Annotated in this window: 18 protein-coding genes; 8 read left to right on the top strand and 10 right to left on the bottom strand. The window is 36.8% G+C overall.

Annotated features, from left to right (window positions below; all coding sequences use genetic code 11):
* Positions 1-92: 92 nt before the first annotated feature.
* Positions 93-698, top strand: coding sequence for a DUF6252 family protein (locus CW736_RS03950; RefSeq protein WP_101012667.1), 606 nt, complete (start codon positions 93-95; stop codon positions 696-698).
* A gap of 207 nt (positions 699-905) precedes the next feature.
* Here CW736_RS03950 and CW736_RS03945 read toward each other — a convergent pair whose 3' ends face one another.
* Both CW736_RS03945 and CW736_RS03940 read right to left on the bottom strand, forming a co-directional pair.
* Positions 906-2450, bottom strand: coding sequence for a ribonuclease E/G (locus tag CW736_RS03945; protein WP_101012666.1), 1545 nt, complete (start codon positions 2448-2450; stop codon positions 906-908).
* 268 nt (positions 2451-2718) lie between these two features.
* The gene (locus tag CW736_RS03940; protein WP_101012665.1) at positions 2719-3009 is read right to left on the bottom strand and encodes an HU family DNA-binding protein; all 291 of its coding nucleotides are present in this window, start codon (positions 3007-3009) and stop codon (positions 2719-2721) included.
* A gap of 129 nt (positions 3010-3138) precedes the next feature.
* Here CW736_RS03940 and mutY point away from each other — a divergent pair, with 129 nt between their 5' ends.
* From mutY to CW736_RS03910, 6 genes are all read left to right on the top strand, one after another.
* A complete protein-coding gene (gene mutY / locus CW736_RS03935) occupies positions 3139-4182 on the top strand; it encodes an A/G-specific adenine glycosylase (protein ID WP_101012664.1) in 1044 nt (347 codons plus the stop codon).
* Between the two features lie 119 nt (positions 4183-4301).
* A complete protein-coding gene (locus CW736_RS03930) occupies positions 4302-4808 on the top strand; it encodes a single-stranded DNA-binding protein (RefSeq protein WP_101012663.1) in 507 nt (168 codons plus the stop codon).
* Between the two features lie 61 nt (positions 4809-4869).
* Positions 4870-6171, top strand: a complete 1302-nt coding sequence (locus CW736_RS03925; protein ID WP_101012662.1) for a gliding motility-associated protein GldE — start codon at positions 4870-4872, stop codon at positions 6169-6171.
* Positions 6156-6725, top strand: a complete 570-nt coding sequence (gene gldD, locus CW736_RS03920; RefSeq protein WP_101012661.1) for a gliding motility lipoprotein GldD — start codon at positions 6156-6158, stop codon at positions 6723-6725. Before CW736_RS03925 ends, gldD begins: the two co-directional genes overlap by 16 nt.
* Positions 6726-6872: 147 nt before the next feature.
* Positions 6873-7412, top strand: coding sequence for a hypothetical protein (locus CW736_RS03915; RefSeq protein WP_101012660.1), 540 nt, complete (start codon positions 6873-6875; stop codon positions 7410-7412).
* A gap of 103 nt (positions 7413-7515) precedes the next feature.
* On the top strand, positions 7516-8415 hold the full coding sequence (locus tag CW736_RS03910; RefSeq protein WP_101012659.1) for a DMT family transporter: 900 nt from the start codon (positions 7516-7518) through the stop codon (positions 8413-8415).
* Here CW736_RS03910 and CW736_RS03905 read toward each other — a convergent pair.
* Positions 8412-8768, bottom strand: a complete 357-nt coding sequence (locus CW736_RS03905; protein ID WP_101012658.1) for a hypothetical protein — start codon at positions 8766-8768, stop codon at positions 8412-8414. The genes CW736_RS03910 and CW736_RS03905 overlap by 4 nt on opposite strands.
* 342 nt (positions 8769-9110) lie before the next feature.
* Between CW736_RS03905 and rsmI the strand changes: the two genes are divergently transcribed.
* Positions 9111-9779, top strand: a complete 669-nt coding sequence (rsmI, locus tag CW736_RS03900) for a 16S rRNA (cytidine(1402)-2'-O)-methyltransferase (RefSeq protein ID WP_101012657.1) — start codon at positions 9111-9113, stop codon at positions 9777-9779.
* Between the two features lie 134 nt (positions 9780-9913).
* On the opposite strand, the gene CW736_RS03895 is transcribed toward rsmI, so the two are convergent.
* The 7 genes from CW736_RS03895 to CW736_RS03865 form a co-directional block, all read right to left on the bottom strand.
* Positions 9914-10675, bottom strand: a complete 762-nt coding sequence (locus CW736_RS03895; protein WP_101012656.1) for an exodeoxyribonuclease III — start codon at positions 10673-10675, stop codon at positions 9914-9916.
* A gap of 159 nt (positions 10676-10834) precedes the next feature.
* Positions 10835-11914, bottom strand: a complete 1080-nt coding sequence (locus CW736_RS03890; RefSeq protein WP_101012655.1) for an isoaspartyl peptidase/L-asparaginase family protein — start codon at positions 11912-11914, stop codon at positions 10835-10837.
* 49 nt (positions 11915-11963) lie between these two features.
* The gene (gene arfB / locus CW736_RS03885; protein ID WP_101012654.1) at positions 11964-12365 is read right to left on the bottom strand and encodes an alternative ribosome rescue aminoacyl-tRNA hydrolase ArfB; all 402 of its coding nucleotides are present in this window, start codon (positions 12363-12365) and stop codon (positions 11964-11966) included.
* On the bottom strand, positions 12365-13918 hold the full coding sequence (locus tag CW736_RS03880; protein WP_101012653.1) for a DUF4301 family protein: 1554 nt from the start codon (positions 13916-13918) through the stop codon (positions 12365-12367). Before CW736_RS03880 ends, arfB begins: the two co-directional genes overlap by 1 nt.
* Entirely contained in the window at positions 13915-14475 is a 561-nt protein-coding gene (locus tag CW736_RS03875) for an AAA family ATPase (protein WP_101012652.1), read from the bottom strand. The genes CW736_RS03880 and CW736_RS03875 overlap by 4 nt, the downstream gene beginning before the upstream one ends.
* Positions 14436-15065: a nicotinamide riboside transporter PnuC gene (pnuC, locus tag CW736_RS03870; RefSeq protein ID WP_101012651.1), complete on the bottom strand. Its 630-nt coding sequence runs from the start codon at positions 15063-15065 to the stop codon at positions 14436-14438. The genes CW736_RS03875 and pnuC overlap by 40 nt, the downstream gene beginning before the upstream one ends.
* Positions 15065-15325: a hypothetical protein gene (locus CW736_RS03865; RefSeq protein WP_101012650.1), complete on the bottom strand. Its 261-nt coding sequence runs from the start codon at positions 15323-15325 to the stop codon at positions 15065-15067. The genes pnuC and CW736_RS03865 overlap by 1 nt, the downstream gene beginning before the upstream one ends.
* Between the last annotated feature and the right edge of the window lie 8 nt (positions 15326-15333).

Genomic DNA, 15333 nt, shown 5'->3' with positions numbered 1-15333 from the left:
GCAAAAATAATTATGACAACCTTTTCCCTAACTTAACGCAACCCTTACCCTAATTTTAGATCTACTAGATATATTATCTTAATCTTTATATCATGAAAAATATCATTCCTAATTCAGTACAAGATAGTATCTCGTCTTTTCCCTTCCGCTGGAAGGGATCAAGGGTTGGCTCTCTTGCATTATCGCTATGCGTTTTAAACACCACTACTTCTTGTGATAAAAACGACGATGACAGCGCAGACTGCCAAGGAATAGATTGTCTACCACCCATTACACAAACTGGCGCAGGGACTTTTGGATGCCTTGTTAATGGAGAGCCATTTTTTGCTTTTGGTGGCGTTAATGCTCAATATCAATTAATTGATGGAGAGTATTTTTTTGTTGTTGGTTCAAATCGAGAATCTGGCACTTTACGATCTATAATTTTAGAATCAACCAAAATGTCAATTAGTGAATCAGATTTCATACTTGGAGATTTTGGGGAAAATAAAATTTATTCCTTCATTCGCCTTTCCGATAATAATTTGAGTACAACTTTGTATACAACTGATAATAATATTGGAACCCTAAGCATTACAAAGTTTGATCAAACAAATCAAATAGTTTCAGGAACTTTTGAGTTTCAGGTCTTAAATCCAGACGATAATCAAATATACCAAATAACAAACGGAAGGTTTGATTCATTTTTCACTAGATAAAATTTAAAAAACCAACAATGATGAAAAAACTAATACTATTATTATGGCTAATTCCTGCGTTCTCCCTTTCTCAAGTAAAGGTGGATAATCAATAGAGAAATTCTATCAACGCTATATTTAACGACAGTACTTTCACAAAAGCGAAAACCTTAAAACACCCCACAAAAAAAACGCCTACAGATCAAAGCCTGTAGGCGTTTTGTGTTTTTAAGTAAGATCGTTGCCGTCTTTATCTTTGAAATTGTATTCTAGATAAGTATAGGCATCTCTAGGTACTACCTTGACCCATTTTTTGTGATTCATGAACCACTTAGATCGTATAGAAGGATATCCCTTTGTAATAAAAGCGGCGATAAATGGATGCGCATTGAGCGTTATCTTTTTTACACCAGCTTTAAGGTGTCGTTCTAATGTTTCGGTAATTTCCTGAATGACGAGAATTGGAGCTTGTATTTCTTCTCCATTTTTTCCGTCAGGATTTTCCTCACGAGTTTTGATATTTACTTCTTGTCTCACACGTTGTCTTGTAATCTGGATCAAACCAAATTTACTAGGTGGAAGAATCTTGTGTTTTGCGCGGTCATCTGCCATCTCATCTCTCATGTGCTCGTAGAGTTTCTTGCGATTCTCTGCTTTGCGCATGTCGATAAAATCGACCACAATAATTCCACCCATATCTCTAAGCCTTAACTGGCGTGCAATCTCAGTTGCAGAGATCATGTTGGTCTCAAGTGCGGTGTCTTCCTGACTGTCGGCTTTATTAGATCTATTTCCAGAGTTGACATCTATAACATGCATGGCTTCTGTATGTTCTATAACAAGGTAAGCACCTTTACTCATAGATACAGTACGTCCAAATGATGTTTTTATTTGTCTTTCAATACCAAATTTTTCGAAAACGGATGTTCTCGGATTGTGGTATTTTACAATAGACTCTTTATGTGGGGCAATAGTTTTCAAATAGTTTTTAATTTCTTGAAACACCTCTTCATCATCAACGACAATGGAAGTGTACGTATCATTAAAAACATCTCTCATAAGGGAATTGGTACGACTTACTTCAGTCATAACCTTTGTTGGGAATTGCGCCTTGTGTATTTTACTACACATGGTTTCCCACTTTTCAACAAGATTTTGTAAATCTTGGTCCAGCTCTGCTACGAGTTTACCTTTAGCAACTGTGCGTACAATAACGCCAAATCCTTCGGGTTTAATGCTTTTTACAAGTCTTTTTAGTCTACTTTTTTCTTCACGATCTTCTATCTTTTGAGATATAGATATGCGGTCAGAAAAAGGAACGAGAACAACATACCTACCTGGTAAAGAAAGCTCGGCACTTAGGCGAGGTCCTTTAGTAGATATTGGTTCTTTAACTACTTGAACAAGTATAGGTTGTGTAGGCGATACTGCATCTTCAATAGCACCATGTTTTTCTATATCTTTTTCAAATTTGATATCTTTAAGTGCAAAGTTTTTGCGTCTACCGCTTAAAACTTGTTTGGTAAATTTAAGTTGGGTAAGGTATTTAATACCTAGGTCGTGATAGTGTAAAAACCCATCTTTTTCATAGCCTACATCTACAAACGTAGCGTTGAGGCCAGAAAGAACCTTGCGTGACTTTGCAATGAATATGTCACTTACCGCAAACTTAGTTTTTTCTTCATCTTTATGTAACTCGACTAGTCTACCACTTTTAGTAAGCGCATAATCGATTTTTGTAGCACTGGAACGGATAATAATTTCTTTATCCATAATTCCTGTAATATTTATAACCTCACTTTTTCTAACGATTAGAAATAGTAAAGTATGTTTATAATTATATAGTACAAGCAATTCACTGCTTATACAATAAACGAGTTGTCAAATGCAACCCTATTTCAAAGAACTACTAAAATACAAAAAGTAGTCTAAGACTACTTTTTCTTCTTGTGACGATTTGCACGACGACGTTTTTTACGTTTGTGCGTTGCAACCTTATGTCTTTTTCTTTTTTTACCGCTTGGCATATCTCTTATATTTTTTACTTAACTTTTACGTTTAATTTTACTCCGTCTACAAATACTTTAGCAGGTTTAAATGCTGGTATGTTGTGAGCAGGAATTTTAATAGTGGTGTTCTTAGAAATGTTACGACCAGTCTTTTCAGCTCTTGTCTTAACAATAAAGCTACCGAAACCACGTAAATATACGTTTTCTCCAGTTTCAAGAGAGTCTTTCACTTCATTCATGAAAGATTCAACAGTAGCCTGCACATCAGTCTTCTCCATTCCCAGCTTGTCTGAAATTTTAGATACGATATCTGCTTTAGTCATTTTAGATTTAATTTAATTAGGGTTAAATTTAAATAGCGTGCAAATATACCCTAAAAAACTAGATATGAAATCCTTAACCAATTAAAATTTAAGAAGATATATATTGCAACCTGAAATTGAACTCATTTTATGAACTTTTCCGTGCAACTTATTGATTGGTATGTGGTTAACAAAAGAACACTTCCTTGGAGAGAAACAGAAAATCCTTACTTTATATGGTTAAGTGAGGTGATTTTGCAGCAAACAAGGGTTCAGCAAGGCCTACCTTACTATCAAATTTTTGTTAAAACCTACCCAACAGTAGAGAAACTCGCTGCTGCGCCCCAAGATGAAGTACTGAAGTTATGGCAAGGATTGGGCTATTATTCCAGGGCTAGAAACTTACAAGCAGCTGCTCTACAAATAGTGGAGGACGACCTTAAGTTTCCAGACAATTATAAGGATTTATTACGACTTAAAGGGGTTGGAGATTATACAGCAGCAGCAATTGCTAGTTTTGCCTTTAAAGAAGTGGTTCCTGTAGTGGACGGTAATGTTTATAGAGTGTTATCCCGTCTGTATGGGATTTCTATACCTATAAATGTTCCTGCTGGGGTAAAAGAGTTCAAGGAACTTGCCATTAAATTAATCAATCAAAAAGATCCTGCAACACATAATCAAGCGATTATGGAGTTTGGGGCACTTCAATGCACTCCCAAAAATCCAGATTGCAGTACTTGTCCATTTAAAAAGGAATGTGTGGCTTTTCAAGAAGATAGAATAGGAGAGTTGCCTGTAAAATTGAAGAAAGCCAAAGTCAAAAGTCTTTTTCATCATTACGTGGTGGTACAAACTCCTTCGGGAAAAACAATTATGAACCAGCGCGATAACAGTAGTATTTGGGCAGGATTATTTGAGTTCCCTTATATTGAGGCAAATGGGGCTCTGTTATCAAATGAGGTTACAGAACATGATGTGTTTAAAGGTGTTGTAGGGAAGTCTCGCTTTCGCGAAAGCGTATACAACCAACAGCCCATTATCCATAAATTATCTCATAGAAAGATTCACGCTTATTTCTGGATCGTAAAGGTGGAAGAAGAACTAGAAACTGCGGTTCTTGTTGAAGAAGCATTTGAAAAGCCGGTTCATGTCTTAATGGATAGATTTATGAAAGAATTCTGGCAAAAAAACTAAAAGTATTTTGTAAATTAGAGCAGCTAACGATCTAGCGATGTAGGCGTTTTTCATATCTTTGACGACTTTTTTAAACACCATACAAAAGATTATTTTTATAAATTCAATACAAACTCATTATGGCAGGTACCGTTAATAAAGTGATTCTAATAGGTCACACAGGAGATGAAGTAAAGATGAAATATTTTGAAGGGGGTAATTGCATAGGGAGGTTTCCTCTTGCTACTAACGAAGAATATGTAAATCGCAGCACAGGAGAACGCGTTTCTAATACAGAATGGCATAATTGTGTCGTGAGAAACAAAGCTGCTGAAGTTTGTGAAAAGTATTTAAAAAAAGGAGATAAAGTATATATAGAAGGGCGTATTAAAAACAGACAGTGGACTGGAGAAGATGGGCAGCAACGTTACACAACAGAAATCCAAGTGCAAGAGTTTACCTTTTTAACTCCTAAAAACGAAGCCTCGACACCTAGTGGACCTCAACAAACTGCTCCTGCTCAGCAAACGCAAAAATCTCAACAAGCATCTACAGATCCAGAGAAAAAAGAAACACCGACAAATTCTTACAGCGAGCCACAACCGGAGAGCAGTAGTGTAAATGAAGACGATGATTTACCATTTTAACTTAAAAAGAATTAATTCGCACTAATTGGATATTGACTCACCGCATTTTCTTAGCGTTTCAATGATTTCCAGCGGAGATCAATTGATGTATTTAATAGTTTTTATTTTACTACTTATTTGTAGCGCCCTGATAAGCGGCGCTGAAGTGGCTTTTTTTAGTCTTTCTAACACAGAATTAGATGATGAAAGCGAAGACTTTCCTAGACGTAGGATTATCAATAAACTCCTTGACAGGCCTAAAAAACTCCTGGCAACTATATTAATTGCAAATAACGCGATTAACATCACCTCAGTATTGATATTTGGAATCCTCAGCGATACTTGGTTGGAAAATGTGAAACCTATTGCCATCGACTTTGGCTTTCAGTTTGATTTGGATATAAGGTTTGTTATTGAAGTTGTAGTGGTGACCTTTTTGATTTTACTTTTTGGCGAGATTTTCCCAAAGGTTTACGCTAACCGCAACCCAAAGGGATTTGCCAGTTTTATGGCGATACCTCTTAATGTGCTCGACAAAATATTTAGTTTTATCAGCTTACCAATGCGTTATGTTACTTTACAAATACAAGACCGTTTAGGAGGTAAGAAGTCTAATATAACAGTTTCTCAACTATCACAGGCATTAGAACTTACTGACGGGAACGATACTACAGATGAAGAACAACAATTGCTTCAGGGGATTGTAAGCTTTGGTAATACGCATACAAAAAACGTGATGCGCAATCGTACCGATGTGTTTGCTCTAGATGAAAGCCTGCCTTTTAAAGACATCATACCTCAAGTTATTGAGCATGGTTACTCGCGCATACCTTGTTATAAGGAAAGCATAGATCAGATTACTGGAGTCTTGTATGTAAAAGACCTGCTGCCTTATATAGATCGTAAAAATTATGAATGGAGAAAGTTGCTTAGAGAAGCCTACTTCGTTCCAGAAAATAAAAAGTTAGATGATCTTTTACAAGAATTTCAAGAGAAGAAAAAGCACATCGCTATAGTGGTGGATGAATATGGAGGCACAAGCGGTCTTATTTCATTAGAAGATATTATAGAAGAGATTGTTGGAGATATCAGTGATGAGTTTGATGAGGAAGATCTGATTTACTCAAAGCTGGACGATAAGAATTACGTTTTTGAAGGTAAAACGCAATTAAAAGATTTCTACAGAGTTTTAGATTTAGAGGAAGAAGATATCGCAGTATTTGAGAATGGTAAAGGAGAATCGGAGACCCTTGCAGGATTTTTACTAGAGCAAACCGGTCACTTTCCTAGAAAATTAGATCAAGTACCTTTTCACAACATGACCTTTTTAGTAGAAGTCATGGATAAAAAACGCATTAAACAAATAAAATGTACACTAGCTTAAGAATTCTATTTGTATTGTTACTATTCATTGGGATTTCCAGTTGTAATGATAAAAAAGTATTGCCCAAGCCTAGCGGCCAGTTGGCACTTGATTTTCCAAAAGGGAATTATGTGAATTCAGATGATATGAATTGTCCCTTTTCTTTTGAAGTAAATGAATTAGCACGAGTACTGTCTAAAAGCGATTGTTCTATGAAGATTGAATATCCTGATATGGATGCAACGGTATATCTCAATTATAGACCTGTACAAAACAACCTCAGACAATTGCTCATCGACGGACAAAAACTATCCTATGAGCACAATCAAAAAGCAGATGTTATTGCAGATTTTCCCTTTGTTAACAAACTTAACAAGACCTATGGGATGATGTATGAAATAGAAGGTGATGCGGCTTCTAACGCTCAATTTTATGTAACGGACAGTACCAAACATTTTCTTACCGCTTCCTTATATTTTTACACACAACCTAATTACGATTCCATTCTACCAGCGGTAGACTATGTAAAAGGTGATATGGTTAAAATGATGGAAACTCTGAGGTGGAAGGAATAAAACGCCTATTAAAGGGTGTTTTATATATAGGAAAAAGCTATTAGTTTTGCTGTTATAAATTATCTATAAGGAAAGTTAAAGAACAATATGTTAGATATAATTTAATGTCTACTTTTGGCTCAACCCAAAACTAAAACTATAACCAAAATGAAAAAATTTAAATTACTCTCGATTATTTTTATTGCTGTATTAGGAACAGTTACAACATCTTGTTCCAGTGACGATGATAATATTCCAGCAGTTACAATTGCAAATGAAGTTACTTACGATGGTAACACGTATACACTATCAAAAGGATTCTTAGAAGATTATGGAGATAATGGTAATGGATCTTATGACTTTGATGTTACTTTAGTAAGTAGTGGAATCAATTATGACAGTACAAATGCTGCGTTTACTGGTAGTGGTCAGGTACTTTATTTAGATCTGAACTCTGATAACATGGCTGCTCTTTCTAATGGAACCTACAACTTTTCAACGACGAGAACTGCATTTTCTCTTGTGAATGCGGTAGTTGTTGTTGATTTTGATGCGACTGCAATGACAGGAACTGGTGTTCAAGCAACTGGCGGTAGTGTAGTATTAACTAAAGACGGTACTGAGTATACCATTTTAGTAGAATGTACAATAGCAAGTGGTGATACTATTAGTGGTTCATACGAAGGAACGCTTACTACTATTCAGTAACGGAATCAATTCATAAAGAATTAATAATCTTAAAAAAGCTCAAGAATTAAATCTTGAGCTTTTTTTATGTTTAAATAGTAGACCTTTGCAGCTTTAAAATTCTATGGATAACGCTAAATTAAAGTACCTATACCTTGTCATTCTAAGCTTGATTTGGGGTTCCTCTTTTATCTTAATCAAGAAAGCATTGGGAGAAGAAAATGGGGAGTTGGTATTGCACCCTTTGCAATTAGGGGCCTTACGTACCATGATCTCCGGAGCTATTCTTATTTCTATAGGTTGGAAATCATTTGCTGCCACACGAAGAAAGGACTGGCCGTGGCTGGCGCTTTCCGGATTGCTAGGCACCTTTTTTCCCGCCTTTTTATTTGCATACGCGCAAACTGAAATCGATAGCGCTATAAGTGCCATCCTTAATTCTACTGTTCCATTAATAACATTAATTATGGGAGCGATTATTTTCGGTATTTCTTTCTCGCGTAACCAATTGATTGGAGTTATTATAGGCCTTGCAGGAGCTGTAGGCTTAGTTTTGGCGGGTATGGAAAGTCATCCAGAGCAAAACTATCTTTTTGCAGGATTGATACTCATCGCTTGTGCCTGTTATGCCAGTAATGTAAACATTATAAAAAGATACCTTCAAAACATCAAACCTCTCGCTATTGCTACGGGTAATTTTGTCTTTATAGTACCTCTGGCAACCATCGTTTTTTTTAGTGCCGATGGCGCTTCCATTGATTTTGAAAGTTCAGCAGTACAAGAGAGCTTTATGTATATTATTACCTTGTGTATTTTTGGAACTGTTGCGGCTAAGGTTATGTTCAACAAGTTAGTGCAAATGACTTCTCCAGTATTTGCTAGCTCAGTTACTTATTTAATGCCCGTGATAGGATTGACATGGGGGGTTTTAGACGGGGAGCTTTTTAATATCTGGCAAGTTGTTGCTACTGGGGTAATTATTTTTGCAGTGGTATTAGTGACCAGAGAGAAGAAGAAGGTTTAATCGATTACCTCACTAGCCATCATATAACCTACTATTGCTTCTTTCATCAACAAAGATTGTTCTCCAGCTTTAAGTGAAGGTAATTTTTCTTTTACAATATAATGAGGCCATTTATCATCATCGTAGTGAGAGAATTCATAGTAACCATAAGGTTCTAACACTCGACATATAGCTATATGCATGAGCTGTAATTTTTCATCTTTTTTGAATTTGCGATGCAATTGCCCTAATTCTTGTACACCTATTATAAATAGAATCGCATCAAGATCCATTTCATCTCCGTCTGCAAAACGTGATTGAAAAAATGCTACGGTGCGCATCCATCTGTCTTTTAATTGCTCGTCTCTGCTCATAGGGCAAAGATACTTATAGAAAGCTGTTCAAGCCATAACATCTCTGTTTTATTCTGCTTTCATGAGGAATCAAGTTGCTTATAACTTTCTGTTTTATTTCAAAAAAAGAAAGTTAAACCCGTGAGCTCTTCTTCTAAATATACCCTTTATAGGGTATTTTAAAAACCACATATCTCCTTTAATTTTGAATTTCAACCAAAGAAATAGTTAGGGATGTTTATTTGGTTTAAATCCATCAGGCTTAAATGCTTGATGGATTTCTGTTTTAGAGGTATTAAGAGGGTCTTTTAAAGTACCTTCTTCCACTCTAACTTTTCTATCTTTGTACACTAAATGACACACATGAAACTCTACCTTGTTCCTACACCTATCGGTAATTTAAAAGACATGACTTATAGAGGCGTAGAAATATTGAAAGAGGTAGACCTCATTCTTGCTGAGGATACGAGAACAAGTGGTAAGTTATTGCAGCATTATGGCGTTACCACACAAATGCTTTCTTATCATATGCACAATGAGCATAAAATAAGTGATAACATTGTGAGCCGTATCAAATCTGGAGAAACCATGGCATTGATCACAGATGCCGGCTCCCCAGGAATAAGCGACCCTGGGTTTTTACTGACTCGAAAACTCATAGAGAATGGAATAGAAGTACAATCCTTACCAGGCGCTACGGCTTTTGTTCCTGCACTTACCGTCTCTGGAATGCCTTGCGATAAATTTGTTTTTGAAGGATTTCTACCGGTAAAAAAAGGAAGGCAAAAACGTCTTGAATTTTTAAAAGAAGAAACTAGAACTATCGTTTTCTATGAATCACCTCACAAACTATTAAGAACCTTAGCCGACTTCAAATTGCACTACGGAGAAGAGCGACAGATTTCTATTTCTCGCGAGATTACTAAGCTGTACGAAGAACATTTTAGAGGTACGCTAACAGAAGCGATTGCTCATTTTGAGCATAAAAAACCTAGAGGGGAATTTGTTGTGGTGCTAGAAGGCTTTGCGTGATATATAACTAATAATTAAGCAACTTGTCTTGGCTTCATAGAAAATTTGCCTTGAAAAAACCGTATTATTCTATATAGTCTTTTCCAAATTTATCTGGGTTCTGCTAGAACTATCGAGATGTCTTTCTATCAGAATTAATCAATCTCGACCATTACTGGACAGTGATCACTATGTATTGCCTCACTTAGGATTACAGATCTTTTAACACGATCCTGCAAACTGTCGTTTACCATGTGGTAATCCAATCTCCAGCCTTTATTTCTTGCTCGAGAACCACCTCTATAACTCCACCAAGAATATTGATCTGGCTGATCGTTAAAGATTCTAAACGTATCTATAAAACCACTTTCCACAAATCGATCCATCCACTCGCGCTCTTCTGGTAAGAAACCAGATGTATTTTTTAAACGTATTGGATCGTGAATATCAATAGCTTGATGACAGATGTTATAGTCGCCACAGATCAACAAATTAGGACGTTCTTGTATCAGTTCTTTAGAATACGCTAGAAATTGCTCCATATATTCAAATTTGAAGCTCAATCTCGCATCATTAGTTCCGCTAGGCAAGTACATGCTCATGACAGATATATTGCCAAAATCTGCTCTGATATTTCTTCCTTCATGATCCATAGTTTCTATACCAGTGCCATATTCTACATGATCTGGTTGTATCTTAGAGATAATGGCTGTTCCAGAATAGCCTTTTTTCTGCGCGCTGTAATAGTACTGGTACTTATATCCAGCAGCAGTAAAAGCTTCTGTGTCTATTTGATCTTCCTGTGCTTTTATTTCTTGTAAACAAAGTACATCAGGATTTGCCGCAGTAAGCCAGGTTATAAAGTCTTTTTTCATGGCAGCTCTGATGCCGTTTACGTTGTAGGAGATGATTTTCATTGGTATTTTATTTCAATTTAGAATGAGCAGACTAAAGTCTGCTGCTAGTAATTTATTGCGTCGCCTGTGGCGTTCTATTTGGTTAGCCGAATTTATGCGGCTTTTTCTTGTGTAAGAATTCAGATTTTTTAAAATTTCTCATTTCTCATTTCTCATCTACTACTTATACATACCGACCGTCAGTGTTCCTTGATCATCCATCATGGCGCGATACATTCCTGCTGTATTAAATTCCATAGATATATTACCCAAATGATCTAAAGCAACGATTCCTCCGGTTCCACCTAGATTGACTAGCTTTTTTTGGATCACTTCTTCTGTAGCTTCTTTAAGTGTTTTACCTCCATATTCCATTAAAGCACTAATGTCATAAGCGACTTGTGCTCTTATAAAATACTCGCCATGTCCAGTACTGGATACTCCACAGGTGTTGTTGTTGGCATATGTACCGCTACCTATGATAGGAGAATCACCTATACGGCCGTATTTTTTATTGGTCATACCTCCAGTGCTGGTTCCTGCAGCGATATTTCCATTTTTATCTAGAGCAACGCAACCTACAGTCCCGTATTTAGAGTCTTTAATAAAGGGATCTTCCAGTTTTAAAAGTGCTGTTTTTTGATCATTTTCCTTTTCTTTTGCAAGAACTCGCTGCAATGATTGGTATCTATTCTCTGTAAAAAAGTAGCTGTTTTCTACTATTTCAATGTTGTCGTAGCTAAGTGATTTTGCAAACTCGTCTGCTCCTGTGCCACTCAGTAAAACATGTTCTGAATCGGTCATTACTTTTCTGGCAAGAGAAATTGGGTTTTTTACGGTGGTTACTCCAGCAACGGCGCCAGCGTTTAAGGTCTTTCCATCCATAAAACTAGCGTCTAACGAGTTGACCCCATCATGGGTAAATACAGCGCCTTTACCTGAATTGAATAAAGGAGAGTCTTCCATAATTCTTATGCTTGCTTCTACCGCATCCATAGCATCGCCACCATTTTTAAGAATCTCATGTCCTGCTTTTATGGCTTCAGATAGCTTTTCATTGTATTGAATTTCTAACTCTGGAGTCATGTTCTCTTTTTTTATGGTTCCAGCCCCTCCATGAATAACTATGGCAAATTCGCTGGTTCTTGTTTCTTGTAATTCAGTTGTTTTAGAATCGCCTGTCTCTGTTGAGGCAACTTCTGGTTTTTGATTACAGGAAATCAAAATAAGGGATAGAATGAGGTAGGCGTAGTATTTCATGTGGAAAGGATTTGAGGTTAATGAGGTTATGCGTTTTATTTTTTATATGTTATTGATGTTTAAAATTGCGATCTTTCTTTTTTTCGCCGTGTTTTTTCTTATCGTTGAGCCGTTTGCGTTTTATAGCTTTGGGAACGATTCTTTTTTTGCGTACTTTAGGTACAAAGCTTGCCTTAGAAAGTGTTGCAAGCAGTTTTTTAAACGCTAGTTCTTTATTTTTTGCTTGACTTCTAGATTCTTGGCAGTTGAGTTGCAGGACTCCTTCTGTGGTGAGTTGTTTTGATAATGCGGTGAGGATTCTTTCGTGTTCCGCTTTCGCGAAAGCGAGACTATTCAAAACATCAAAATACAATTGGATTTTTGTGGCAACTTTATTAACGTGTTGCCCGCCTGGACCACTGCTGGTAACAGCCTTATAAATAACTTCTTTATGTAATAGTTCTATATTCATTAGTCCAGTTGATGTGCTGATTTTAATAAATCGGTCACTGTTTTTACTGGATTAAAAGTAATGAGAGGCACTTCTACAAAAATGGTATTCCAATAAGCCATACCTCCATTCCACAAACCGGGAAGCTCTTGAGCTTTGATTTCTTTACCATGTCGGGATTTGTAAGTGATAAAGCCGGTATCCGCATCGCAGTATTCAGTCAGGTCATATTTTTCTCCCTTATGATTGCGTACGTTACAAATAAGATCTACAGGATTGAAGTGAGTGGCTTCTTTGGCAATTTTTTTCTGTCGTTGATCGTTTTTGTTCATTTGCGCTGTTTCCACGATCTCCACAGACAACTCACCACGCTGATTGTTCACCCAGAAAGGGCCGCCGCCAGCCTCTCCCTCATTCTTCACCATACCACAAACACGTAAGGGTCTGTCTAGCTGATGGTAAAGATGCTCAAGCTGGTAATTGGTTTTGTATTTGTAATAGTCTTTAGGCAGCACAGCAGATAACTGATTCGTCACGAACTTTTCAATTTCTTCCCTTGTGGAATCTGGAACACCATTATTCTCTAAAATGTGTAAGTATTCAAAAGCCTGAGTTCTTAAGCGTAAAAGGTATCCCGCGAGAAGTTTCTTGTAATGGGAGGTTTCTTGTTTCAAACTGGAGATCGTTACATTATCAATGTTTTTGATGAAAATAAGATCTGCATCCAGCTGGTTGAGATTGTTGATCAGCGCTCCATGTCCCGCCGGGCGGAAGAATAAAGTGCCATCTTCAATAACGATAGGATTATCCTTCAAATCTACAGCTAGGGTGTCTGTCGCTGGTGATTGATAAGAAAAAGTGATGTCATATTTTGTTTTGGTCTTTTCTTCGATATTTTTTTTAATCTGATCAAACTCTGCCGCAAAGGCATCTTCAAAAGCAGGTGCAATCGTAAAATGCAATTTGGCTTTTCCATTACTGGAAGCGTAGGCAGATGCTTCAAAGAGATGTTCTTCAAAGGCCGTAGCGCTGTGGTCTTTGTATTTGTGAAAAGGGACAAGTCCTTTGGGCATAGAAGCATAATTAAAGCCATTAGACGTGAGCACTTCTTCGACAAAAATCGTTTCTTTTTCTATTTTTGATTTGGTGGACCAGTCTGAGTTTTTCTTTTTAATGGACTCCATGACTTCGTCATAAAACGGTAAATCACGTCTTCCTACCAGAAAAGTAAACAGATCATTTGCCTTGTTATTATTGATATAACTATTGATGCTCTGTTTGTTCTGATTGAAATTATTAAGAAACTCATGTAGAAATTTAAACATGCGAGTTGCGGCACCACTGGCAGGAACAAATTTGATAATATCTAGTTGATCTCTAGAGGCTTCATAACTAGATATTAAGGTGTCGGCGTCTAATTCTTTAATAGGTACGATCCCGTCATTGATGGTGGCGGCACGATTCAAAATCACTCCTGGAAAGCCATTTTTAAAACGATAGAGTTGTTTTTCAAGTGTTTCTTTTGAAATTCCTTTATCCTGAAGTTGTTTTTCTTGTATGGCGGTTAGTTTCATTTGTCTGTTAGCTTTTTTATGGCGGTGATGGCATTTTTGAAACGCTCCTCTCCTGCGCCACTAATTTTACTATAATTTTTTTGGAAATCTAGGAGTCCTTTTTCAAAACGCCCTAACATCTCTTTCCTGTCTTTTGGTCTATCCCTTAAATCGTCTGCAACCCATGGAATATCTACATCTAGGAGTAAATATAAGTCATAATCGCTTTTTCTTGCAGCTTCTTCCAGTTCTACTGGTGCTTTATCAAAATAGGCTAAAGAATACACATAGGTTTCTAGTGCATCGGTATCGCAAAAGAGGTGGTTCTTTGCAGTAATTGATGCAATGTTTTCAGCTTTTCTTTGTCCTATGGCTATGGGAACTAAATCTGCATAGTCACAAACCTTCCCAGTTTGATCCAACTTTTCTTGCAGGTATTGACGTGCGTATTCATCTACTTTTATAGTTTCAAAATGTTCTGTAAGCTGACGAGCAAGGGTGCTTTTACCAGTGCTCTCCGGTCCATAGAGAACGATTTTTATGCCTTTAAAGGCTTTTTGTTGAGGTATTTTTTCCATTCTTGATAACCTTTCCAGGCGATGATCGAGAGAAATATAAATAAAAGTCCGGTCATTCCATAACCTTTATAAAAATATAAGGGTACTGAAATCAGGTTAGCCACTAGTAAAACCAACCAGTATTCAATCTTGCGTAATGCCATTAACCACATACCAACAAAAGCAATGCTCGTGGTTAGTATATCCAGATAGCTTATCCAGTTTTCAAATCTTTCAAATTTCCAATAAACGAAGTAAACAAACATTCCAGAGCCTATAAATATTGCTGATGACTTTAACCAGTCTAAGCGGTCTGTTATGGAAATAGGAGTTGCTTGACTGTTTTCATCTTTTCTGGTCCAAACATACCAGCCATAGACACTCATCACAAAATAATATATATTGATGATCATATCACCCAACAAGTTCCATTCATTTAATAAATAAACAAATATTCCTGTGCTGATGATCCCGTAAGGAAACACGAGAATATTATTTTTTAAAGAATAGAGCACGCTGATGATGCTCGCTATGATAGCAGTCGCTTCTAGAAGTATGTGCGTTGTGCTGTACTCGCTATACTGTCCAAAAAAAAACGCTACAACCTCCATTAAAAGAACGGCTCGTAATCGCTACGATCTGTTTTTACTACTTTGATATAAAACAGAACAGCTTTAGTTTTCTCCATACTGGCAGCCATTTCCTTTGTTAGAAATTCCATCAAGGGTACAAATTCCCCATAAATTTGTGTCGCCAGCGGATTCTCTATAACTGTAAATTCTGAATTGCGTAGGGTTTTTATAAAATCGATGATGTGTTGCTCATAATCGTCTTGAAGTGGCGACATGGTCAGCTCTATGGATGCTTTCATTTTTCTTT

It is taken from the genome of Nonlabens sp. MB-3u-79 (assembly GCF_002831625.1).
GTDB lineage: Bacteria > Bacteroidota > Bacteroidia > Flavobacteriales > Flavobacteriaceae > Nonlabens.
This window is presented reverse-complemented; position numbering and strand designations above follow the sequence as displayed.

Bases quoted from the DNA above. Each gene is read 5' to 3' on its own strand.
- CW736_RS03950 (WP_101012667.1), top strand. From the start codon at position 93: ATGAAAAATATCATTCCTAATTCAGTACAAGATAGTATCTCGTCTTTT.
- CW736_RS03945 (WP_101012666.1), bottom strand. From the start codon at position 2,450: ATGGATAAAGAAATTATTATCCGTTCCAGTGCTACAAAAATCGATTAT.
- CW736_RS03940 (WP_101012665.1), bottom strand. From the start codon at position 3,009: ATGACTAAAGCAGATATCGTATCTAAAATTTCAGACAAGCTGGGAATG.
- mutY (WP_101012664.1), top strand. From the start codon at position 3,139: ATGAACTTTTCCGTGCAACTTATTGATTGGTATGTGGTTAACAAAAGA.
- CW736_RS03930 (WP_101012663.1), top strand. From the start codon at position 4,302: ATGGCAGGTACCGTTAATAAAGTGATTCTAATAGGTCACACAGGAGAT.
- CW736_RS03925 (WP_101012662.1), top strand. From the start codon at position 4,870: ATGATTTCCAGCGGAGATCAATTGATGTATTTAATAGTTTTTATTTTA.
- gldD (WP_101012661.1), top strand. From the start codon at position 6,156: ATGTACACTAGCTTAAGAATTCTATTTGTATTGTTACTATTCATTGGG.
- CW736_RS03915 (WP_101012660.1), top strand. From the start codon at position 6,873: ATGAAAAAATTTAAATTACTCTCGATTATTTTTATTGCTGTATTAGGA.
- CW736_RS03910 (WP_101012659.1), top strand. From the start codon at position 7,516: ATGGATAACGCTAAATTAAAGTACCTATACCTTGTCATTCTAAGCTTG.
- CW736_RS03905 (WP_101012658.1), bottom strand. From the start codon at position 8,768: ATGAGCAGAGACGAGCAATTAAAAGACAGATGGATGCGCACCGTAGCA.
- rsmI (WP_101012657.1), top strand. From the start codon at position 9,111: ATGAAACTCTACCTTGTTCCTACACCTATCGGTAATTTAAAAGACATG.
- CW736_RS03895 (WP_101012656.1), bottom strand. From the start codon at position 10,675: ATGAAAATCATCTCCTACAACGTAAACGGCATCAGAGCTGCCATGAAA.
- CW736_RS03890 (WP_101012655.1), bottom strand. From the start codon at position 11,914: ATGAAATACTACGCCTACCTCATTCTATCCCTTATTTTGATTTCCTGT.
- arfB (WP_101012654.1), bottom strand. From the start codon at position 12,365: ATGAATATAGAACTATTACATAAAGAAGTTATTTATAAGGCTGTTACC.
- CW736_RS03880 (WP_101012653.1), bottom strand. From the start codon at position 13,918: ATGAAACTAACCGCCATACAAGAAAAACAACTTCAGGATAAAGGAATT.
- CW736_RS03875 (WP_101012652.1), bottom strand. From the start codon at position 14,475: ATGGAAAAAATACCTCAACAAAAAGCCTTTAAAGGCATAAAAATCGTT.
- pnuC (WP_101012651.1), bottom strand. From the start codon at position 15,065: ATGGAGGTTGTAGCGTTTTTTTTTGGACAGTATAGCGAGTACAGCACA.
- CW736_RS03865 (WP_101012650.1), bottom strand. From the start codon at position 15,325: ATGAAAGCATCCATAGAGCTGACCATGTCGCCACTTCAAGACGATTAT.